At 41.0% G+C, this 21,779-nt stretch carries 25 protein-coding genes; 18 read left to right on the plus strand and 7 right to left on the minus strand.

Features of this window, described 5'->3' with window-relative positions; all coding sequences use genetic code 11:
- The first annotated feature begins 75 nt into the window (after positions 1 to 75).
- On the plus strand, positions 76 to 705 hold the full coding sequence (locus tag C5O00_RS06465; protein WP_105215967.1) for a fibronectin type III domain-containing protein: 630 nt from the start codon (positions 76 to 78) through the stop codon (positions 703 to 705).
- A 102-nt stretch (positions 706 to 807) separates the two neighbouring features.
- Entirely contained in the window at positions 808 to 1,674 is an 867-nt protein-coding gene (locus C5O00_RS06470) for a cupin-like domain-containing protein (RefSeq protein WP_105215969.1), read from the plus strand.
- Between the two features lie 65 nt (positions 1,675 to 1,739).
- On the opposite strand, the gene C5O00_RS06475 is transcribed toward C5O00_RS06470, so the two are convergent.
- The 4 genes from C5O00_RS06475 to C5O00_RS06490 all read right to left on the minus strand — a co-directional run bounded on the left by C5O00_RS06475 (position 1,740) and on the right by C5O00_RS06490 (position 5,308).
- The gene (locus C5O00_RS06475; RefSeq protein WP_158676792.1) at positions 1,740 to 2,429 is read right to left on the minus strand and encodes a T9SS type A sorting domain-containing protein; all 690 of its coding nucleotides are present in this window, start codon (positions 2,427 to 2,429) and stop codon (positions 1,740 to 1,742) included.
- Between the two features lie 92 nt (positions 2,430 to 2,521).
- Complete coding sequence (locus C5O00_RS06480; protein ID WP_105215973.1) at positions 2,522 to 2,998, minus strand: regulatory protein RecX; 477 nt, start codon at positions 2,996 to 2,998, stop codon at positions 2,522 to 2,524.
- 164 nt (positions 2,999 to 3,162) lie between these two features.
- On the minus strand, positions 3,163 to 4,707 hold the full coding sequence (locus tag C5O00_RS06485) for an Rne/Rng family ribonuclease (RefSeq protein WP_105215975.1): 1,545 nt from the start codon (positions 4,705 to 4,707) through the stop codon (positions 3,163 to 3,165).
- A gap of 310 nt (positions 4,708 to 5,017) precedes the next feature.
- On the minus strand, positions 5,018 to 5,308 hold the full coding sequence (locus C5O00_RS06490; protein WP_105215977.1) for an HU family DNA-binding protein: 291 nt from the start codon (positions 5,306 to 5,308) through the stop codon (positions 5,018 to 5,020).
- Positions 5,309 to 5,435: 127 nt separating this feature from the next.
- Here C5O00_RS06490 and mutY point away from each other — a divergent pair, with 127 nt between their 5' ends.
- The 8 genes from mutY (at position 5,436) to rpmA (ending at position 11,553) form a co-directional block, all read left to right on the plus strand.
- Positions 5,436 to 6,506, plus strand: a complete 1,071-nt coding sequence (gene mutY / locus C5O00_RS06495; RefSeq protein ID WP_105215978.1) for an A/G-specific adenine glycosylase — start codon at positions 5,436 to 5,438, stop codon at positions 6,504 to 6,506.
- Positions 6,507 to 6,556: 50 nt separating this feature from the next.
- Positions 6,557 to 7,012 carry a single-stranded DNA-binding protein gene (locus C5O00_RS06500; RefSeq protein ID WP_105215979.1) on the plus strand — a complete coding sequence of 152 codons (456 nt, stop codon included), beginning with the start codon at positions 6,557 to 6,559 and terminating at the stop codon, positions 7,010 to 7,012.
- Positions 7,013 to 7,033: 21 nt separating this feature from the next.
- On the plus strand, positions 7,034 to 8,365 hold the full coding sequence (locus C5O00_RS06505; protein WP_105215980.1) for a gliding motility-associated protein GldE: 1,332 nt from the start codon (positions 7,034 to 7,036) through the stop codon (positions 8,363 to 8,365).
- Between the two features lies 1 nt (position 8,366).
- The gene (gldD, locus tag C5O00_RS06510) at positions 8,367 to 8,921 is read left to right on the plus strand and encodes a gliding motility lipoprotein GldD (protein ID WP_105215981.1); all 555 of its coding nucleotides are present in this window, start codon (positions 8,367 to 8,369) and stop codon (positions 8,919 to 8,921) included.
- 81 nt (positions 8,922 to 9,002) lie between these two features.
- Positions 9,003 to 9,884 carry a DMT family transporter gene (locus C5O00_RS06515; RefSeq protein WP_105215982.1) on the plus strand — a complete coding sequence of 294 codons (882 nt, stop codon included), beginning with the start codon at positions 9,003 to 9,005 and terminating at the stop codon, positions 9,882 to 9,884.
- A 68-nt stretch (positions 9,885 to 9,952) separates the two neighbouring features.
- Positions 9,953 to 10,393, plus strand: a complete 441-nt coding sequence (locus C5O00_RS06520; protein ID WP_105215983.1) for a DUF4199 family protein — start codon at positions 9,953 to 9,955, stop codon at positions 10,391 to 10,393.
- 148 nt (positions 10,394 to 10,541) lie between these two features.
- Complete coding sequence (gene rplU, locus C5O00_RS06525) at positions 10,542 to 11,255, plus strand: 50S ribosomal protein L21 (RefSeq protein ID WP_105215984.1); 714 nt, start codon at positions 10,542 to 10,544, stop codon at positions 11,253 to 11,255.
- A gap of 34 nt (positions 11,256 to 11,289) precedes the next feature.
- Positions 11,290 to 11,553 (plus strand): 50S ribosomal protein L27, encoded by a 264-nt coding sequence (gene rpmA, locus C5O00_RS06530; RefSeq protein WP_105215985.1) that lies wholly within the window; start codon positions 11,290 to 11,292, stop codon positions 11,551 to 11,553.
- A gap of 75 nt (positions 11,554 to 11,628) precedes the next feature.
- Here rpmA and C5O00_RS06535 read toward each other — a convergent pair whose 3' ends face one another.
- A complete protein-coding gene (locus tag C5O00_RS06535; RefSeq protein WP_105215986.1) occupies positions 11,629 to 11,964 on the minus strand; it encodes a TM2 domain-containing protein in 336 nt (111 codons plus the stop codon).
- A gap of 51 nt (positions 11,965 to 12,015) precedes the next feature.
- Here C5O00_RS06535 and C5O00_RS06540 point away from each other — a divergent pair, with 51 nt between their 5' ends.
- A complete protein-coding gene (locus C5O00_RS06540) occupies positions 12,016 to 12,891 on the plus strand; it encodes a hypothetical protein (RefSeq protein WP_105215987.1) in 876 nt (291 codons plus the stop codon).
- Between the two features lie 84 nt (positions 12,892 to 12,975).
- Here the strand turns inward: C5O00_RS06540 and ahcY are convergent, their stop codons facing one another.
- The gene (gene ahcY, locus C5O00_RS06545) at positions 12,976 to 14,286 is read right to left on the minus strand and encodes an adenosylhomocysteinase (RefSeq protein WP_105215989.1); all 1,311 of its coding nucleotides are present in this window, start codon (positions 14,284 to 14,286) and stop codon (positions 12,976 to 12,978) included.
- A 78-nt stretch (positions 14,287 to 14,364) separates the two neighbouring features.
- On the opposite strand from ahcY, the gene C5O00_RS06550 reads away from it, so the two are divergent.
- The 7 genes from C5O00_RS06550 to C5O00_RS06580 all read left to right on the plus strand — a co-directional run bounded on the left by C5O00_RS06550 (position 14,365) and on the right by C5O00_RS06580 (position 21,235).
- Positions 14,365 to 15,006, plus strand: coding sequence for a 4'-phosphopantetheinyl transferase family protein (locus tag C5O00_RS06550; RefSeq protein WP_105215990.1), 642 nt, complete (start codon positions 14,365 to 14,367; stop codon positions 15,004 to 15,006).
- Positions 15,003 to 15,710, plus strand: coding sequence for a geranylgeranylglyceryl/heptaprenylglyceryl phosphate synthase (locus tag C5O00_RS06555; protein ID WP_105215992.1), 708 nt, complete (start codon positions 15,003 to 15,005; stop codon positions 15,708 to 15,710). Before C5O00_RS06550 ends, C5O00_RS06555 begins: the two co-directional genes overlap by 4 nt.
- An 8-nt stretch (positions 15,711 to 15,718) precedes the next feature.
- Positions 15,719 to 16,351 carry a nicotinamide riboside transporter PnuC gene (pnuC, locus tag C5O00_RS06560; RefSeq protein WP_105215994.1) on the plus strand — a complete coding sequence of 211 codons (633 nt, stop codon included), beginning with the start codon at positions 15,719 to 15,721 and terminating at the stop codon, positions 16,349 to 16,351.
- The gene (locus tag C5O00_RS06565) at positions 16,312 to 16,875 is read left to right on the plus strand and encodes an ATP/GTP-binding protein (protein ID WP_105217590.1); all 564 of its coding nucleotides are present in this window, start codon (positions 16,312 to 16,314) and stop codon (positions 16,873 to 16,875) included. The genes pnuC and C5O00_RS06565 overlap by 40 nt, the downstream gene beginning before the upstream one ends.
- Complete coding sequence (locus C5O00_RS06570; protein WP_105215996.1) at positions 16,875 to 18,404, plus strand: DUF4301 family protein; 1,530 nt, start codon at positions 16,875 to 16,877, stop codon at positions 18,402 to 18,404. The genes C5O00_RS06565 and C5O00_RS06570 overlap by 1 nt, the downstream gene beginning before the upstream one ends.
- Positions 18,404 to 18,808, plus strand: coding sequence for an alternative ribosome rescue aminoacyl-tRNA hydrolase ArfB (gene arfB, locus C5O00_RS06575; protein WP_105215998.1), 405 nt, complete (start codon positions 18,404 to 18,406; stop codon positions 18,806 to 18,808). The genes C5O00_RS06570 and arfB overlap by 1 nt, the downstream gene beginning before the upstream one ends.
- Positions 18,809 to 19,057: 249 nt before the next feature.
- Entirely contained in the window at positions 19,058 to 21,235 is a 2,178-nt protein-coding gene (locus C5O00_RS06580; protein ID WP_105215999.1) for a TonB-dependent receptor, read from the plus strand.
- On the opposite strand, the gene C5O00_RS06585 is transcribed toward C5O00_RS06580, so the two are convergent.
- Entirely contained in the window at positions 21,232 to 21,669 is a 438-nt protein-coding gene (locus C5O00_RS06585; protein WP_105216000.1) for a hypothetical protein, read from the minus strand. The two genes, C5O00_RS06580 and C5O00_RS06585, sit on opposite strands and share 4 nt — an antisense overlap.
- Positions 21,670 to 21,779: the final 110 nt, after the last annotated feature.

Raw genomic sequence — 21,779 nt, forward strand, 5'->3', positions numbered from 1 at the left:
GAGGCTGGCACACGAGCTAAGACAATTTTTATTTTTCACCGGCGTTTTACCAAAAGATAAAGCAACAAATCTCACATGAAAAAGATCTTATTAGTGGCCATCACTCTATTGGCCGTAATTTCCTGTAAAAACGACGACGACTCCAATAACAATTGTGTAGAACCATTGTCGGTAATAGCCACCCAGATCAATTCTGAATCGGCACTTATCGAATGGGATCCTGGCAATGAAACGGCCTTCGAAATTGAATATGGACTAAACGGATTCTCACCGGGTACCGGGACAGTGGCCCAGACCTCTCAAGTTAGTTATTTTATTGATGGGTTAAATCCGTTAACAACCTACCAGGCCTATGTTCGTTCCAATTGTGGAAGTGATGGATTTAGTAATTATATATCTACCAGTTTCACAACTCTGGAGCCTGTAAATCCGTGTAATACACCTACAGATCTCTTCCTAATTGAAGTTACTTCAAACTCTGTCACCTTTGGCTGGTCCGAGAATAACGAGACCGCATGGGAGATCGAATACGGTCCTAGTGGGTTCACTCTAGGAACTGGAACTGTGATACAAACATCCCAGAGTAATTTACAGGTTACCGGTTTACAGCCTGCTACTACTTACGAGTTTTATGTAAGAGCCAATTGTGGTGCCGATGGATTTAGTGAATATTCAGATCAGTTGGTAGTAACAACCAATCCATAAATTTAAGTTCAGTTAGAATAAAAAGCCCTGTTATGCAGGGCTTTACTTTTCTATGTAAGGTTTACGTTAAGTTTTGTAATTTTGTTTTCTTTATTCTGAAATATGGAATTAACGCAGATCGATCGGGTAGCTACTATTACCAGAGAAGATTTTCTGAAAAATTACTTCAAGCCTCAAAAACCGGTGATCATCGAGCGGTTTATTGAAGATTGGCCTGCGTACCACAAATGGAATCTTGATTATATGGCCGAAGTCGCCGGGGAGAAAGAAGTCCCGTTGTACGATGACCGGCCTGTCGATTACAAAGACGGGTTTAACGAGCCTCATGCCCGTATGAAAATGCGCGATTATATTGCTCTTTTAAAAAGGGAACCCACCAAATACAGGATCTTCTTATGGAATATCCTCAAGGAAATTCCGCAACTTCAGGAAGATTATAAATGGCCGGATTTTGGCCTGCGTTTAATGAAGGGCCTGCCGATGTTATTTTTTGGAGGAGAGAACAGTTATACCTTTATGCATTACGATATCGATCTTGCCAATATCTTTCATTTTCATTTCCACGGTAAGAAGCAGGTAATTTTGTTCGATCAGGACCAGAATGATTATCTCTACAAGATCCCGCACTCTCTTATCACAAGGGAGGATATAAATTTTGCCGATCCCGACTTGGAAAAGTGGCCGGCTTTAAAAATGGCCAAAGGGTTTATTGGTAATTTAGAACATGGGAACGTGTTGTATATGCCTGAAGGCTATTGGCATTATATGCGCTATATCACACCGGGATTCTCAATGAGTTTAAGGGCAATTGCCAGAAACCCGAAGAATCTTGGGAAAGCCATTTATAATGTACTTGTAATGAGACATTACGATAATTTTATGCGCCGAATGAAAGGGCAGGCGTGGATCGATGGGAAGAATGCCAAAGCGATCGAACGTACGCATAGGAAATTGGGGATCGAGGTATAATCTTCGGAGGCTGTGTGGTAATACCCTATTTAGGCCAAGATGATTTCTTAACGCTTTTTTGAGTATCACTTTTTGATGAACCTAATTGTATGCGTAAGGTCTTCTATGAATAATTTGATGAAATAGGTGCCACTATCGAGCTTGCCGACTTCAATGCCACTATTAGTTGATTTCCCTGAAGTAACCATTCTTCCATTCACATCATAGATCTCGTAATTAAACTCTACATTAATGGACCTGATCATGAGAATATGCTCCACTGGATTAGGATAAACTTTAATATCTTCAAGGTGGGTATCTCCTGCACTTAGCCACGGCGTAGTAGAATAATGAGGTCCGAACCCATTAAAAGAGACCAGTTCTAGTTTAGTGTTAGACAGGAATTGAATAGGATAGGGTTGAAAGTCCGGTAATTCAAGCCAGGAGAAGAAATCATTATCAAGATCTGTATGCGACTGATACTGACACTGATTGAATGTTCGTTGAAACTGGATAACTTCTAGTGTGTTCTCAACAGGGTCGAACTCAAAAATGCCACTACAGGTGTTGCACGCACCGGTTCCTTGAAAACTCAGATCACTTTGTATAACAAGAAGTGGATTAAAAGGAGGTTGTACGCTAATAGGCGTAAATCCTACCAGGTCCCCTTCAGACCCGATATAGTACCAACTATTAAAAAGTTCGGAAGGTGGGTCCTGTGCATACACACCAAAACTAAGTAAACAAAAAAGTAATATAAAACGTATACTTTTCATAGTCAAGCAATTATATCTTAAAGTTACATTTATTTTTGAATTGCAACAACCTGATAACACTATACTTCCAGTGGTATAGGGTTTCAACAAAATTAGGATTCTAGTTCTCTCAATTTGTCCCAGATCAAGTTGGTCTCCCATCCCCGGTATAGCAGGTAGTCTGAAAATTTTTTCTTTTTTTTCTGAAGATTGGTCTCGGGGTCTAATTGCGTCCATCTTTTTTCCGACAATTCATGAAAAGCGACATAATATTCGGATTCCGGGATCTCCTTCAAGGCAAGTTTAATGTTGTATTGCGAGATATCGCGTGCTTTTAACTCACGAACGATTCTTTGCTTACCCCATTTCTTTATTCGGAATTTCCCTCTTGCGAAGGTTGTGGAATACCTTGTTTCGTTGAGGTAGTTATGCGTGATCAAATGGTGAATTATAAGATCTATAGCCTCCGGGATCATCCTCATTTCATTTAATTTCTGCTGAACTTCCTTATGGCAGCGTTCGCGGTAGGCGCAATAGCGTTCCATTCTTGCTTTTGCTTCGTCTATGGTGTAGGTTCTATAAGATCTCATTTGCACAAATATAGTTACAAATGCGAGTCATTTCTACATATTCAACTACTATGGGAAAGTGGATAATTGTTAGCAGGGAGATAAGTTATAGAATTTGGTCAGGGCGCAGGAACTCTTGTAAAATAAAAAACCCTCCTGAAGTAATTTCAGAAGGGTTTTTTGGGTTATTTGATCTGATTACCATCTTTATCTAAAAAATGATATTCGAGGTACGTGTAAGCATCTCTTGGTTGAATGTTCACCCATTTTTTGTGCTTCATGAACCATTTGGTTCGCACAGATGGAAAACCTTTTGTTAAAAAGGCTGCTATAAAAGGATGCGTGTTCAACGTGATCTTTTTATAGTCTTTTTTAAATAATCGCTCCAGTTCTTCAGTAATTTTTTGAACCACGAGTATTGGCGCTTCAATTTCACCGTTATCACCCGTATTTGGGTTCTCTTCGGCGGTCTTGATATTCATTTCCGGCCTAACTCGTTGGCGGGTTATTTGTATTAACCCAAATTTACTGGGGGGTAGGATCTTGTGTTTTGCTCTATCGTCCTTCATTTCATCTCGAAGGTGATTGAAGAGTTTTTTACGGTTTGTAGCGTTTCCCATATCAATGAAATCCACTACAATAATTCCTCCCATATCCCTTAAGCGTAATTGTCTTGCGACTTCGGAGGCGGCAATTAAATTTACTTCCAGCGCTGTTTCTTCCTGGTTCTTGGACTTATTACTACGGTTACCACTATTTACGTCTATTACGTGCATGGCTTCCGTATGTTCAATTACCAGATAGGCGCCTTTACTGCCTGATACTGTTTTCCCGAAAGAAGTCTTTATTTGTCTTTCGATCCCGAATTTTTCAAAGATTGGAACCTTGGAGTCATAAAGTTTAACAATATTTTCCTGCTTAGGTGCAATTTCCTGCACATAATCTTTTATTTGCAAGTAAAGCGTTTCATCATCAATATGTATGGCCGAGAATGAATCGTTAAAGATGTCTCGTAATATCGATGCGCCACGATCTAGCTCACTGAGCACCTTACTAGGGTGGTGCGCCCTTTGTAGCTTTTTACACATCGCCATCCAGCGATCTGTGAGATTTTGTAAATCTCTGTCCAGTTCTGCTACTTTTCTGCCCTCTGCTACGGTTCGTATAATAACGCCAAAACCTTTGGGTCTAATACTCTTGATGAGTCTTATCAACCTGTCCTTTTCTTCTTTGGATTCTATTTTTTGAGAAACAGAAACTCTATCGGAAAACGGAACCAATACGATATATCTCCCGGCTATGGAAAGCTCGGAGCTAATACGCGGTCCCTTGGTGGAAATGGGTTCTTTTACAATTTGTACCAGAATAGATTGATTGGATTTGAGGGCATTGTTAATACCTCCATTCTTATCAATCTCTTTTTCAAATGGGAAATCTTTTAAAGAATACTCTTTAAGTTTACCTGTGCTTACACGTTTTACAAATTTCAGCAAAGAGAGGACTTTAGGCCCCAGGTCGTGATAATGTAAAAAGGCATCTTTTTCATACCCTACATTAACGAACGCGGCATTGAGTCCGGGAACAGTTTTACGAATTTTTGCAAGATAAATATCTCCCACAGCGAATTTCGTATCTTCTTCCTCTTTGTGTAATTCGATTAGTTTTCCATCTTTTAAAAGGGCAAAATCAACTTCTTGTGAACTGGATCTAATAAATAATTCGTAGCTCACTTGTAATTAATTTTTATCCATCACACCTTTTATGGTGTGACAAATGGATTAAACAATAATTTATCACAGGTTTTTAACCCGTCGAAACAGATCGAATTCGAATTAAATTCGATACAATTTCATTTTCAAAGAACGTTTTCAATATTATTCTAAACGAAAAAAGTAGCGCGAAACTACTTTTTCTTGTGGCGGTTAGCGCGTCTGCGCTTCTTACGCTTATGCGTAGCAACCTTATGTCTTTTTCTTTTTTTACCGCTCGGCATATATGAAATTCTTTAAAGCATGCCCGTTTAGGACTTACTGGTTATTATTATTTTACTTCAACATTCGATTTAACTCCTTCTACAAAGATTTTCGCAGGTTTGAAGGCAGGAATGTTGTGCGCAGGGATTTTAATTGTTGTGTTCTTAGAGATGTTTCTACCTGTCTTTTCGGCTCTTTTCTTAATAATAAAGCTTCCAAAGCCTCTTAGGTATACATTGTCTCCACTTTCCAATGAATTTTTTACTTCTTCCATAAAGGTCTCAACAGTAGCTTGAACATCACCTTTTTCCATTCCTAATTTTTCTGAAATTTTAGCTACGATATCTGCTTTCGTCATTCTTTTATTTTTTAATTATACTAAGTTTGGTTTCTAATTTTAGAGGTGGCAAATATAACAATTTTAAAATCAATAATTCAAATGGTAAACAGTTAAAATATAAATAGATAACTGCTACTTTTGTTAAATGCCCAAAATTACAACTTCTTTTTCCAATAGCCTCATATTCTGGTATTTACAGAATAAACGTGATCTTCCATGGCGAAATGAAATCCAACCATACCGCATATGGCTGTCTGAAATTATCCTTCAGCAAACACGTGTAGCTCAAGGGCTTCCGTATTATTCGAGGTTTATAAAGGCATTTCCTACAATCTTCGACCTCGCAAATGCCACCGAAGAACAAGTTTTAAAATTATGGCAGGGACTAGGGTACTATTCACGCGCAAGAAACCTCCATATTACAGCCAAGGAAATTGCGTTTCAGCGTGATGGGAAATTTCCGGAAACGTATAAAGATCTTCTTACATTAAAGGGAGTAGGTGATTACACGGCCAGTGCGATCGCCTCTATTTGTTTTAACGAACCTACCGCTGTGGTAGATGGGAACGTTTATCGGGTCCTTTCAAGGATTTTCGGTATTGAAACCGCCATTAACAGCGGCAAAGGGATTAAAGAATTTAAATTGCTGGCCCAGGAATTGATCGATAGGGATCGCCCGGGAACATTTAATCAGGCCATCATGGAATTCGGGGCACGTTTCTGTGTTCCTCAAAACCCTAAGTGTACCGAATGTATCTTTGCCAACCAATGTGAGGCCTTACGGCAACGAAAGGTTAACATGCTGCCGGTAAAAATTAGGAAACAAAAAATCAAAGAGCGACATTTCAATTACCTGGTGATGATTTCGGAAGAAGAACAAGCCACTTTACTGAAGCAAAGGAAAGATAAAGGGATCTGGCAAAATCTGTATGAGTTTCCATTGATCGAAACTGCTTCGGAAGTAAGCTGGAACGAAATAAACGACAGTGAAGCCTTTAAGAACTTTTCCGAAGTAAATAAAATTGAAGAAGTGATCCTTTATAATGAAAAACCGGTTATTCACAAACTATCTCATCAACACCTTTACACCAAATTCTGGGTGATTAAAAGTAGTGCTCAGATTGAAAAACCTGTGCCTATTTCAGAATTAAGAAAATACCCGGTACCCGTTTTGATAGAAAACTTTATTTCAGAATTTAGTCCATTTCAAAACTGAAAAATACCTATCTTTAACTTTAATAAACCCACACCTATAATACCATAATTATGAGCGGAACATTGAACAAAGTTATGCTGATCGGGCATACAGGAGATGAAATTAAAATGCATTATTTTGAAGGAGGTGGGAGCATTGGAAGATTCCCGCTGGCCACTAACGAAACCTACACGAACCGCACTACAGGAGAACGGGTGTCTAATACCGAGTGGCACAATATCGTAATGCGAAACAAGGCTGCCGAGATCTGCGAAAAGTATCTGAAAAAAGGGGATAAGATTTATATAGAAGGCCGCCTGAAGACCCGTAAATGGCAGGACGACCAGGGGCGGGATCGTTACAGCACCGAAATACAATGTACAGAGTTTACGTTCTTAACCCCAAAAGGTGAAGGTGGGGCTATGCCACCGGATTCTTCTTCGGCACCGGCCAAAGAACAAGTCCATACATCTCAACCCCAGGTTGAAGAACCTATTGGAGAAGAGGATGATGATCTTCCTTTCTAATGTCGAACCAATAACCCTGTCTTGGATATAGAGCCTCCCAGTTTACTTTTTATAGCTTTAATAAACATCACCCACGTTGTTAGCATCATTTTATTACTAGTGTTGCTTTTGTGTTCGGCGTTGATCTCGGGTGCTGAGGTAGCGTTCTTTTCCCTGTCGCCAACAGATTTTGAAGTTAACGACGAGAAATCACCTTCGAAGAAACTGGCAATTGTTCAGCGATTGTTATTACGCCCCAAAAAATTACTGGCCACCATCCTTATTGCCAATAACACTATCAACATCGCCATTGTATTGTTGTTTGAATCGTTGAGCTCTGTATGGTTTGAAAATTGGGATTATTCGCTCAATCTGTATTTTTTCGAAATTAGTGCCGTTTTTCTTCTGAAGATCGGGCTTGCCACATTCCTTATTCTATTGTTTGGAGAGATACTTCCGAAGGTCTATGCCAGCCGCAACAAACTTTATTTTTCTGCGCTTATGGCGTATCCATTAAACGTGCTCGACAAATTGTTCTCGCCCTTAAGCCTCCCCATGCGATCGGCCACTATCTATATCGAGAATCGTTTTGGGAAACAGAAATCGGGTTTCAGCGTAGACCAACTGTCTCAGGCTCTCGAATTAACCGATGAACACGATACCACCCAGGAGGAACAAAAAATACTTCAGGGGATCGTCACTTTTGGGAACACAGACACAAAACAGGTGATGAAACCACGGATGGAGATATTTGCGCTTAATGAGGCAATGAGCTATGAGGAGATCATGCCGGAGATCATCGAGAATGGCTATTCGCGAATACCGGTATATAAGGACAGTATAGATACGATCACCGGGATCTTATACGTAAAAGACCTGATGCCTCATATAGAAAAGAAGAAGTTGCAATGGACCAAATTGAAACGGGAAGCCTACTTTGTGCCGGAGAATAAAAAACTGGATGATCTCCTTAACGAGTTTAAGGATATGAAAATGCACCTGGCCATTGTAGTTGATGAATACGGAGGTACCAGTGGGTTAATTTCGCTGGAAGACATTATTGAAGAGATCGTGGGGGAGATAAGTGATGAGTTTGATGATGAAGACCTGGTTTTCTCGAAACTGGACGATACCACCTTTGTGTTTGAGGGAAAGACGCCTCTTAAGGATTTTTATAAAGTGATCCAGCTGGAGGATACTACTGTATTTGATGATGCGAAAGGAGAGGCCGAGACACTTGCGGGGTTCTTGCTGGAGATATCTAAAGGTTTCCCGAAGAAAGATGAAGCACTAAAGTTTTACAATTATACGTTTATAATTGAAGCCTTCGATAACAGGCGAATCAAACAAATAAAACTGTCTATAAATCCTTAGTATGCGAACTGTTCTAATCTTAGTTGCCCTTATCTGTTTCGCATCCTGTAAAGATGAGGTGATCGTAAAGCCTTCAGCGATGATAAGATTAGAATATCCTGCTCCTGTTTATAAGGAGATCTCGACAGATTGTCCGTATGCTTTTGAGAAGAATTCGCAGGCGGTACTTCAGAAAAAGAAAAACTGCTGGATGAATTTAGAGTACCCCAACATGAAGGCTACTGTGTATTTAACATATCAGCAAATAAGGAATAATAACCTGGATTCGTTATTGCGGGATGCCCAGAAACTAACTTACGACCACACCATCAAGGCAGAGACCATCCTGGAACAACCACGGGTCGATTCGGTAAATCGGGTCTTTGGAATGTTCTATATGATAAACGGAGATGCTGCCACCCAGTCTCAATTTTACGTAACCGATAGTCTGGATCATTTTATCACAGGCTCGCTTTATTTTGAAAGCAAGCCAAATTTCGATTCGCTTTATCCGGCAGTGATCTATTTAAGGGAAGATATCAGGCACATCATGGAAACCATTCATTGGCGGGATTAAGCAATAATATTTACTAAATTATAGTATTTCAACAGCGAGTATTCGTGATATTTACCGACTTTTGTTACGGCCAAACTAGCAATGGGTAACAACAGTTTAAAATGGATATATCTGGTTATTCTATCCCTTATCTGGGGAAGTTCTTTTATACTTATAAAAAAGGGGCTTGTAGGACTTACAGATATACAGGTGGGTGCATTGCGGATCGTCCTTACGTCCATTATCCTGTTTAGCGTTGGCTTTAAAAGTATAAGAACCTTAAAGAAAACCGAATGGAAATGGGTGGCCATTACGGGCTTTATAGGATCATTTTTCCCTCCTTTCTTCTTTGCAATTGCCCAAAACCATATTGACAGTGCGGTGGCTTCTATCCTCAATTCCCTTACTCCATTGAGTACTGTGGTTGTAGGGATGTTGTTTTTACGTATGAAAAGCACCTGGTTGCAGATCCTGGGGGTTATTATTGGATTGCTGGGGACACTCATTCTACTCATGGCAGGTGCGGAGATCAATCCAAATCAGAACTACTGGTTTAGCATCCTCGTGATAATTGCTACCATTGGCTATGCTTTCAATGTGAATCTAATTAAGAAGTATCTAAGTCATGCCAACGCCTTGGCCATTACTACGGGTAATTTTATTTGGATATTTCTGCCGGCACTTATTTTGCTTATCTGGTCAGGTTTTTTTGAGACGATCTTTAATTCACCCGAAATGCAACTCGCTTCTATATATGTTGCTATTTTATCATTAGTAGGAACTGCGGTCGCAAAAGTTTTGTTCAACAGGATGATCCAGATCTCCAGTCCGGTTTTTTCTTCATCGGTAACTTATACCATGCCAATTGTAGCGGTGGGCTGGGGTGTTTTGGACGGAGAATCTTTTGAATTAACCCAGATTTTTGCAGCCGGGATTATTTTAGTAGGGGTGTACCTTTCCAATAAACGACGGGGCGCACGTTAATAAATCGAAAAATGTCTGGTATTTTCCCAATTTTTCCCGAAATTTAATTGCATCTAAATTAACGAGTTATGGGAAAAGTCTATACAACCTACGGAATTGGAACGGCCATTTTACTTATTGCTTATTTCCTGCTAACAAAGTTGATAGGCTTGCATCAATATCCCATCTTGAGTGCAGCGAATGGGGTTATCATTGGCGGCGGCATCTTTTTTGCCCTAAAGAAATTTAAAGCGGTCAATACAGATTTCCAGTATCAGGTTGGTTTTCAACTTGGCTTGTTCACGGGTGGGTTGGCTACCATAATCTTCTCGAGCTTCATGGCGATCTATATCTTTATGATAGATACACAATTCGCGAAAGCAGTGCTGGATTCGTGGAATCTCAATTTCAACAAAGGGTCTCTAATTCTCATTATTTCACTTGTAATAATGGGTTTCTCTACCACTTTTATCCTAACCCTTTCCTTTATGCAATTACTGAAAGAATCGTGGAACCAGAAAAGGCAGTAAATACGCAGGTTTATTTTCGGTAAACAATTTGTAGATTAATTATTTAGAATTATATTTGCACCCCTCTTAGACGATGTATTCGCTAATGGGACAAGCCTCCTTAATAGTAGGGAGGGAATTAAAAACAAATTAATTTAATCGATTCGCTATGTATGCAATTGTAGAGATAGCAGGGCAGCAATTTAAAGTTGCGAAAGACCAAAAGGTCTTTGTAAATCGTTTATCCACTGAAGAAGGTGATAAAGTGTCTTTCGACAATGTCCTTCTTATTGGTGACGGTGACAAAGTAACCGTTGGCGCCCCGGCTATAAACGGCGCTCAAGTAGGAGCAAAAGTCGTTAAGCACCTTAAAGGTGATAAAGTAATCGTTTTCAAGAAGAAGCGTAGAAAAGGTTACAGGGTAAAAAATGGTCACAGACAATCTCTTTCTGAGATAGTTATCGAAAGCATTGTGGCTTCCGGAGCCAAGAAAGCGGCGCCGGCTAAGAAAGCAGCTCCTAAAGCTGAAACTAAAAAAGCCGAGCCTAAAAAACCTGCTGCAAAAGCTGCAGCACCAAAAGCAGAGCCAAAAGCAAAAGCTCCAGCTCCCAAAGCTGCACCAAAGAAAGCTGCTGCCAAAAAAGATGACCTGAAGAAGATCGAAGGAATTGGTCCTAAGATCGCTTCTACATTGGCTGAAGCTGGTATAGCGACATATGCGGATCTTGCAAAGACAAAACCCGCTAAGATTTCCGAGATCATCGCTGATGTACGTGGAAATCACGTCCCTGACACATGGCCGGAGCAAGCTAAACTCGCTGCCGACGGTAAGTGGGATGAGCTAAAAGCATTACAAGATAAATTAGACGGAGGAAAAAAATAATCCTTCAGGTATAACAAGATAAACCCTTTCAATTATGGCACATAAAAAAGGAGTAGGTAGTTCGAAGAACGGACGCGAATCAGAATCGAAACGATTAGGCGTAAAGATCTTTGGTGGTCAGGCAGCAATTGCCGGTAACATCATCGTACGCCAACGAGGTATGGAACACCACCCGGCCGAAAACGTATATGCAGGTAAGGACTTCACTTTACACGCTAAGGTAGACGGTACCGTGAAATTTACTAAGAAGAAGAACAATAAGTCTTACGTTAGTATTGTTCCTAACGCAGAGGCATAAATCTTCCTTAGATAGAAATTAAAAACCCCAACCGAATCGGTTGGGGTTTTTTTATGTCCGTTAATTTTCTGGGACTTAATATGTGCCCGACAGGATCTGTATTCCGTCGACCAACCACCAGATGCCAAGTCCTCCTGCAGTGACTATAAACAAAATGTTCCAGCCAACAGGGCTGCCAAGATACCAACGGTGTCCAGCTGCCCAACCCAGGAAAAACCATAATAGTATAGAAACGAGCATGTCGTCTCCTACTGCTGCAGAGGCTGCCGGAGATTCCAGGACTACTTCATCTGCATTAGTGTTGGTTATTTCTGTATCGGCCGACGCGGTTCGCGGTACCGGAAAAGACGCATAAGACAATTGAACTGTCATGAGCACAAAAAGCAAAGAAAAAATAATTTTTAACTTCATAAACGATTGGATTATAGTTATACTTGTGTCTTCATAAATATACCTTTTATAATGCGTTTTTCCTTGTGTTTTTCCCTTATCTTTTTTCTTAGCCTCGTAAATATCTGGAGCCAAGAAGATTACGAGTATCTGGGAGTTATACAATTAAACGATTCCTCCTTTATTTCGTACAAGATCGCTTTTAATGAAGAAAACGGTTTGCTAAGGGGATATTCTGTTACCGATATGGGAGGGTCTCATGAAACCAAATCTTTTATCAGTGGATATTATGAGGCTGAAAATGACAAGATCGATTTTTACGAAAGCGGGATCCTTTATACTAAGTCGCCTTACACTCGTGATGATTTTTGCTATGTGCATTTTGAAGGGCAGCTAAAAAAACTGGATGATCGTCAAGGGATAGAAGGTGATTTTAAAGGCCTTTACAACAATGGAGAGACCTGTATAGACGGCAGTATCAATTTACTGAACTTCAGAAAAGTACTAAAAAAGGCCAAAAAACTGGATCGCAAGATAGATCGTACTGTGTTGGTAAGTAAGGAAAAAAGGGATAAGATCAACCTGGTGCGAGATCTGGACAGTCTCAATATGAATATAGTAAGGAAGAATGAAACCTTAAATATCTTTACTTCAAACGATACGGTAGAACTGGTTCTATTCGATGCCGGAAAGGAAGATAATGACCGTATCTCACTTTATGTAAATGATGAGGTGCTTTGGGAGGACTATGCGGCTATGCGTTCCGAACGGAGTGAGCGTATTCCCCTGGAAAGCGAAGCCACTGCCATTAAGATCGTTGCTTTGAACAACGGAACCATTGGTGAAAACACTATAAAATTCCACATCATTCTGGAGGAAACCGTTGTGGAAAGCCTTACCAACCTGAAGGCCGGGGAAGAAGCGACCTTCATAATCAGGAAAAAATAAACCCTCATCTTTCAATGAGGGTTTTTATGATATATGCTGAATAGGTATTTACAGAATCAGCTATAGTATAACACAGAGTTACAACTAGTATCTGTAGTATTCTGGCTTATAAGGTCCTTCTACTTTAACACCTATGTATTTTGCCTGTTCTTCACGAAGTTCGGTTAATTCTACTCCGATCTTCTCAAGGTGTAATTTCGCAACTTTTTCGTCCAGGTGCTTCGGAAGCATATAAACCTTATTCTCGTATTTATCGCTATTCTTCCAAAGTTCGATCTGAGCCAGGGTCTGGTTTGTAAACGAATTACTCATCACAAAACTAGGGTGCCCCGTAGCACAGCCCAGGTTCACCAATCGGCCCTCGGCCAATAGGATGATGTCTTTACCATTTACATTATACTTATCTACCTGAGGCTTGATCTCCACTTTTTCGTGATTGTTGTTTAACCAGGCTACATCGATCTCATTATCGAAATGCCCAATGTTACACACGATAGCCTTGTCTTTCATAGCTTCAAAATGTCTGCCCTGGATAATATCTTTATTTCCTGTGGTAGTGATAAAGATATCGGCTTTTTCAACTACTGTTTCCAGACGTTTTACTTCAAAACCGTCCATCGCAGCCTGTAACGCACAAATAGGATCGATCTCGGTTACGGTAACTATAGATCCGGCGCCACGGAAAGAAGCAGCTGTTCCTTTACCTACATCTCCATAACCACAAACCACTACGCGCTTACCAGCCAGCATCACATCGGTAGCACGACGGATCGCATCTACGGCACTCTCTTTACATCCGTATTTATTATCGAATTTAGATTTGGTAACACTATCGTTCACATTGATCGCCGGCATAACCAAAGTGCCATTTTTCATACGGTCGTATAATCTGTGAACACCTGTGGTTGTTTCTTCGGAAAGACCTTTGATCCCCGGAGCGAGTTCCGGATATTTATCGAATACCATGTTGGTAAGATCTCCACCGTCGTCAAGGATCATATTAAGTGGCTTGCGCTCCTCGCCAAAGAACAAGGTTTGTTCTATACACCAGTTGAATTCCTCTTCGGTCATTCCCTTCCAGGCATAAACCGGGATACCTGCGGCAGCAATTGCAGCGGCAGCCTGATCCTGTGTAGAGAAAATATTACAGGAGCTCCAGGTAACTTCGGCACCTAATTCTATTAGCGTTTCAATAAGAACGGCAGTTTGTATGGTCATGTGTAAACAACCTGCAATACGAGCTCCTTTAAGAGGTTGCTCATCTCTATACTCTTCACGCAGAGACATAAGACCCGGCATTTCTGCTTCGGCCAATTCGATTTCTTTGCGTCCCCATTCGGCCAGGGAAATATCTTTTACTTTGTAGGCTACGTACGGCATTGTTTTCGTTGACATATTAGTATCTTTGATTTAATCAATTTTTCTTCCGAAGTATTTCGGTTTGCAAAAATACGTAATATCCGTTACATATTTATGCCACTTTACAAAACAATAACAGTTAATGAGCAGACTAAAGTTCTCATTTGGAAGATTGAAGAAACCTTCGAACAGCTTTCCAATGGGATCGATCTTACCCAAAATTGCCGCGAAAGGGTAGATGGCATGAAAAGTGACCTTCACCGTCGCGGATTTATGAGTATACGGCACTTACTGGCCGAAGAAGGCTATACAGATCATGATCTGTATTACGATGATAACGGTAAGCCGCATCTTTCGGATGATAAGCATATTTCCATTACCCATTCGTTTATTTTCTCGGGTATAATTATAAGTACTTCGGAAGTGGGCATCGATATAGAAAAACAACGCCATAAGATCCTGAAGATCGCTCACAAATTCACTCCTATTGAAGAATACCGTACGTTGGCTAACGAGGATGCGATCATGCGAAAACTAACCATGGTGTGGGGTGCGAAGGAAAGTCTTTATAAGAGCTTTGCAATGCCCGGGCTTAGTTTTTTGCAACATATATATGTAGAGGATTTCAGTTTTGACGAAATGGCGACTACAGCAAGTGTTTGTTTTAATGGTAAGCAAGAGATATATAATGTGTGGATGGATGAATTTGAAGGTTTCACCTGCGCTTATGCTTTAATTTCGGAGGCCGACGAATGAAATATCAAAATGTTTACTCCGCGATTTTGGACGCAGTGTCCTTACGGAAAAAGCTGCTGGCAATTTTGGTCGACCCCGATAAGTTCGATCTGGATCGAGTTCCTGAATTCCTTCGGAACCTACCATCCAGGACCACCCATATATTTGTGGGGGGTAGTTCTGTTCCTTTTGGTCTAACCGAAAAGGTAGTTGAGGCTATGAAGCTGTATACAGCCAAACCCATCATTTTGTTCCCCGGAGATGTGAGTCAGATCACCGCCGCGGCCGATGCTCTATTATTTCTTACGTTGTTTTCGGGGGATAATCCCGAATACCTGGTAGGACAACAGGTAAAGGCCGTAAAAATACTACGCCCTATAGATCTGGAGGTAATACCCACTGGTTATTTACTTATTGATGGGGGCATCCATTCGGCTGTTGCTGCGGTTACCAAAACTCGACCTATTCCACAGGAAGAAGTTCGTCGAATTGTTGATACTTCGGTGGCAGCTCGACTTTCAGGCAAAAAGTTAATATATCTCGAAGCGGGAAGTGGAGCACGCAATATGGTAAAACCTGAAATTATTTCCGAAGTAAAAAAAGAAATTAACCTGCCGCTCATCGTGGGCGGAGGTATCCGAACCGAAGGACAACTGGAGGCAGCCTATAATGCAGGCGCAGATATGGTTGTTATGGGTACGGCTTTCGAGAAAACCCAGGAATAAAAAAAGTAATGGAGAAAATAATTGATTTCTTTCTGGAACCATATTATTCCCGGGCAACCTATCTTATCATTCTGGAAGCGATCGCTTTTGTTTTCGGGATCGCCAGTGTGATCTACGCCAAAAACCGAAACATCCTTGTCTACCCAACCGGGCTTATTGCCACCACGATCACTGTGTATCTGTTCCTGTACGACGAACTCATGGGCGATATGATGATGAATTTCTATTATTCTGTGATGAGTATCTATGGCTGGTGGAACTGGGCAAGAAAAAAGAATGGCAGTCCCGTAGTACCGGTTTCGCGTACCAATAAAAAGGAAAAATTTATCGGCTTTGGGATGTTCGTCCTTACCATGTTGGTTACCTATATAGTCTACAAGGCCTATGGCAGCGTTATAGAGTTCACCAATTATATAGATATTTTTACTTCAGGCCTTTTCTTTACCGCTATGTGGTTTATGGCGAACAAGAAACTTGAGAACTGGACCTTGTGGATTATTGCCGATATCATTACAGTACCGCTATATGCTTATAGAGGATGGGGGATGCTTTCATTACAATACCTTATTTTTACCATCCTTGCCGTTCAAGGATATATCGCATGGAAGAAACACTTAAACAACAACCTTCAAACTGCATAAAGATAGTTCTGTTTGGCCCCGAATCTACGGGGAAAACAACACTGGCCAGAGAACTAGCCGCTCATTTTGGCACAGAATGGGTTCCCGAATATATGCGCGAATACGCTCAGGCAAAATGGGATGGTCGAAAGGAGAAGGTAGACCGCGATGACCTTCTGCCCATGGCAGCCGGACAAATGGCGATGGAAAACCTTAGATCCCGAACGGCGAAACAATTTCTTTTTTGTGATACAGATCTTAGGGAATTGAAGGTCTACTCTCAATATTATTTTGATGGCTATTGCCCGGAAGAATTAATAAATGCAGTAAAGACCAATCATTACGATCTTTATTTGCTTACCGATATCGATACCCCCTGGGAAGGAGACGATTTACGTGACAGGCCTCAAGATAGAATCACCTTATTTCGTATTTTTGAAAACGAATTAAAAGAGAACAGCCTACCTTACGCGCTTATAAGCGGCAATAAGGCTGAGCGATTGAAAAAAGCAATTGAACTAACCGAAAAACTAGAAGGCCGGTAATGCTAACTAAAAAGGATCTTCAACAAATAAAGGAGCACGGCCTTTCCCTGCAATCAATTTACAATCAATTAGAGATCTTCTCCCTGGGGATTCCGGCGGTGGATATAGTAACAGCTGCTTCGGTAGGTAATGGTATAGAGGTAATTCCCGAAAGCAGTCATCAGAAACTTGTAGATCTGTACGAAACATCAAAAGACAAGCTCGACATCGTAAAGTTTGTTCCTGCCTCCGGGGCGGCTACGCGAATGTTCGATTTCTTGCACAAATTCCTGGAAGAATACGATCCCGAAACCGAGACCCTCAACAAATACCTGAAACGAGTTCCTTCGTTCGCCCTGGAAACCTTTATGGATCACATGAAGGAATTCGCTTTTATAAATGATGTACGGCGTAAGATAAGGGAGCACTATCCGGATTATAAGAAGAGCAATAAAGGGCAGCGAATGTACTGGCTGGTGAAGATGATGCTGGAACCGGAAGGGCTTAATTTTTCGGATCTTCCCAAGGGGCTTATTCCGTTTCATAAATACGCAAAATATTACACTACTGCCTTCGAAGAACAATTATATGAAGCTGCTTTCTATGCGGCGACTCGTGATGATGCCTATTTGCATTTTACTTTTTCTGAAAAGCATGTACCTTATTTTAAGGAGGAATTCGAAACGGTTCGAAACAGGGTAAGTAAAAAAACAAAGACCGAGTTCCATATTTCCTATTCTTTTCAGAAACCCGAAACAGATACCATCGCAGTAACCCTGGACAATGTACCCTTGCGTGATGCAGATAGTAACGTGGTCTTTCGGCCTTCCGGGCATGGGGCACTGCTTTCAAATTTAAATGAGGTAGACTCTGATATTATATTTATAAAGAATATCGACAATGTAGTGGCCGAAGAATATGTGGAGAATATCTCGTATTATAAAAAGCTGCTTGCAGGAAAATTACTTTGGCTTCAGAAGAAAGTTTTCGGATATCTGAATATACTCGAACAGGAGGAAGTTGAAGAATCCACCATAAAGGATATTAGAAGTTTTCTTTGGAATGAATTAAGTATTAAGGATATTCCAATGGATCAGGATAAACTTTTCATGGTTCTTAACCGGCCCATTCGTGTGTGTGGAGTTGTAAAGAATACAGGGGCTCCGGGTGGCGGTCCATTTTGGGTAAAAGACCAGGACGAAACCATAAGCCTCCAGATCGTGGAGAAATCTCAGATCGATATGGAGAATCCTCATATGCAAACCATTGTAAACGACGCAACGCATTTCAACCCGGTAGATATAGTATGCGGGGTACGTGACTTTCGTGGTAAAAAATTCGATCTTATGTTATTTAGCGATCCCCGTAGCGGGATCATCACCAAGAAAACGGTGGGCGGTGTTACTGTAAAAGCATTGGAACTTCCTGGATTATGGAATGGGGGAATGGCAAAATGGAATACTGCTTTTGTTGAGGTTCCTCTGGACACCTTTAATCCGGTTAAATCTGTAAACGACCTGTTAAACAGAGAACATCGTCCCAACGCCTGATGGATGCAGAGCAACTCATAAAAGAACTTCAGTTTAAGGCGGTGCGTAGTAGTGGGCCGGGGGGACAACACGTAAATAAGACTTCCTCTAAGGTGGAAGCGCATTTTCATTTAGAGCAATCGGAAGCACTTTCGGAAGAAGAAAAGATCCGTCTCGCTAAAAAGCTGGAAAACAGGATCAATACAGACGGGTTTATAGTTATGCAATGTGGAGAAACCAGATCCCAGCATCGAAACAAGACGCTGGTAATCGATAGACTGCTCTCCTTGTTAACTGAGAACCTGAAAGTAAAAAAGAAACGCAAAAAATCTAAACCTTCCCGGGCAGCCATCGAAAAACGACTTAAAAAAAAGAAACAACAGGCGATGAAAAAGTCGAATAGGAAACCTCCCAATATTGAATAATTGCCTAAATTTGCATTACATCTCTAAGGGGTGCTTTTCCCGAGTTAGGTTTTAAATTTTATAAAAAATAATTCTGGTTAGGCTGAGATCATACCCGTTGAACCTGGGCAGGTAATGCTGCCGAGGGAATAAGAACCGGTAACGGTTCTTTCAATGTACCCCTGTTAGATCAAAGATCTAATGGGTTTTTTTATGTTTAATAATCAGCAAGAATAACAGCCCCTTTTATTCGTATAAAAAATCTTACGAATGAAATTGTTATTATCAATTGGTCTTTTTGCGGCAGGATCCTTCACACTATTTGCTCAGCAAACCTCGATCGATACTACAAAAGTTGAAAGCCTGGACGAGGTCTTGATTGAAGCTGTTCGGGTTAAGGAGGATGCTCCCATCACTCAGTCTAATGTAAAAAAGGAAGAGCTCAATAAGCGCAACCTTGGGCAGGATATACCTATCTTGCTCAACTACCTTCCTTCTGTTGTAACGGCCAGTGATGCCGGAGCCGGGGTGGGTTATACCTATATCCGGGTTAGGGGAAGTGATGCTTCGCGAGTAAATGTTACGCTAAACGGGATTCCCTTCAATGATGCCGAAAGTCAGGGTACCTTTTGGGTTAATTTACCCGATTTTGCCTCTTCGGTTCAAAGCTTGCAACTTCAGAGAGGGGTTGGGACTTCAACTAATGGTTCCGGGGCTTTTGGCGCCAGTTTGAATATTTTAACCGATGGTATTTCTGAAAAAGCCTTTGCGGAGCTGGCTAATTCTTTCGGTTCCTACAACACCAGAAAACACACCTTGCGCTTTAGTACGGGATTGCTGAACGAACATTTCGAAGTCTCTGGAAGACTTTCCAATATAGTTTCCGATGGATATATAGATCGTGCTACTTCCGATCTCAAGTCTTATTTCCTTCAGGGGACTTATACCGACACGAATACTTTACTGAGGCTTATCACTTTTGGTGGGCGGGAAGAGACCTACCAGGCTTACTTCGGAATAGATGCCGAAACTCTTGCCAACGACCGAACCTTTAATCCGGCTGGCTTGTACACAGACGCGAATGGGAATGTTCGATTTTATGATAACGAGGTAGATAATTACGCCCAGGATCATTATCAGCTTTTATGGAACCAGCGATATAACAATAACTGGAGTTCTAACCTAGCACTTAATTACACCTATGGCCGGGGTTATTTTGAGCAGTTTAAAGAAGATGCCGACCTGGAATTTCACGGGATCGGAACTTTAGAAATAGGAGATGAGACCGTAGAAACCTCCGACCTTATCCGCAGACGATGGCTGGATAATGATTTTTATGCTGTGAATGCAAACGTAAGTTATAAAGAAAGCGACCTTGAGATGACTGCCGGAGCCTTTTACAGCCATTACGACGGGGATCATTTTGGAGAAGTGATCTGGGCAAGATTTGCGGGAAATTCACAAATTCGCGACCGATATTATAATGGGAATGGAACAAAGAATGAGTTCTCCGTCTTTTCTAAAGCCAGCTGGCAATTTAACGAGACATGGGAGTTTTTTGCCGATCTTCAGGGGCGGTTTATAGATTATAAAACAACCGGGCTCACATCTGATAAAGTACCGTTGGAAATTTCAGAAACATATAGCTTTTTTAATCCGAAAGCCGGGGTTTCCTTTCAACTGAACCCATATAATCAATTATACGCTTCTTATGGAAGAGCCAACCGTGAGCCTAGAAGAAGTGATTTCGAACAAGGAATTTTTACACCCGAAAGCTTAAACGACTTTGAACTGGGCTGGCGTCTAAATCGAGAAAAGACCAGGATAAGCACCAATGTATATTTTATGGATTACAGGGATCAGTTAGTGTTAACCGGAGCCATAGACGATGTAGGTGCACCTATCCGTGCTACCAGTGGTAAGAGCTATCGGCTGGGGCTGGAAGTGGATGCAGAATTCATCCTCACGGAGAAAATAAAACTTCGCCCAAATATAGCCCTAAGTACAAATAAAAATATAGATTTTGTAACCTCCAGAGACGGGGCCTTGGTAAATTTGGGGAATACCAATATTTCCTTTTCTCCCGAAATTGTTGCAGCAAATAGTATAGAATATTCTCCTGTGAAAAATCTACAGCTCGCGTTTTTATCGAAGTACGTAGGGGAACAGTATATGGGCAACACCGATAGTGAAGTGTCTAAACTGGACGCTTATTTTATTAACGATCTCAATGTGAGCTACCGTATGGAAAATGTGCCTTTGGCAAGGGAAATAGTTATTACCGGACTGGTAAATAACCTGTTCAATGTAGAATATGTGGCCAATGGGTATTATTTCACCTACGATGACGATTTTAGTAATCCCGGAACCATAACAACCATCGAAGGAGCAGGGTTTTACCCACAGGCAACAACAAATTTTCTACTTGGAGCAACAATTTTGTTCTAATTAGTGATCTGTAAATTGTCTCCGGTTCGTACCGCCCGGTATTGCTGCATGGGATAGGCATTTGTATTGGTCTTATGCTGGCCGGTAACAATGTCGTATTCGTTGGCGTCTGCTTCGCAGGGACAGCTGGCAATAATCCCTTCTATGGTCATTTTAGAGCAGCTACTGGGCACGTGATTGGGGTCACTTAGATCGGAAGCGGTGTAGAGGTCGTTATTTACATTATAGATCACTATTCCCTTGATCCCCTGTTGGTTAATTATAATGCTATTTCCCGGAAATTTTAGCGGATTGTACTGTGGAAGATTAAGATTGAGATTAAGACTTACCACCGGATCTGTTAAATATGGATTATTATCGAGAACTCCTCCATCATCACTTTTACAGGACGCCAGTAAAATCAACGCGCACAGCGCGATTAGCTTTATTTTCATCAATAGCAAATTTTAATTTTACAAAGTACAAAAAATCGGTAAAAACTATTTTTTAGTATCTTTGACAAACAAAATCCCGTCGTGTATGGGATTTTTTGTGTTTTAGTTAA

The organism is Pukyongia salina (genome assembly GCF_002966125.1).
GTDB classification, from domain to species: domain Bacteria; phylum Bacteroidota; class Bacteroidia; order Flavobacteriales; family Flavobacteriaceae; genus Pukyongia; species Pukyongia salina.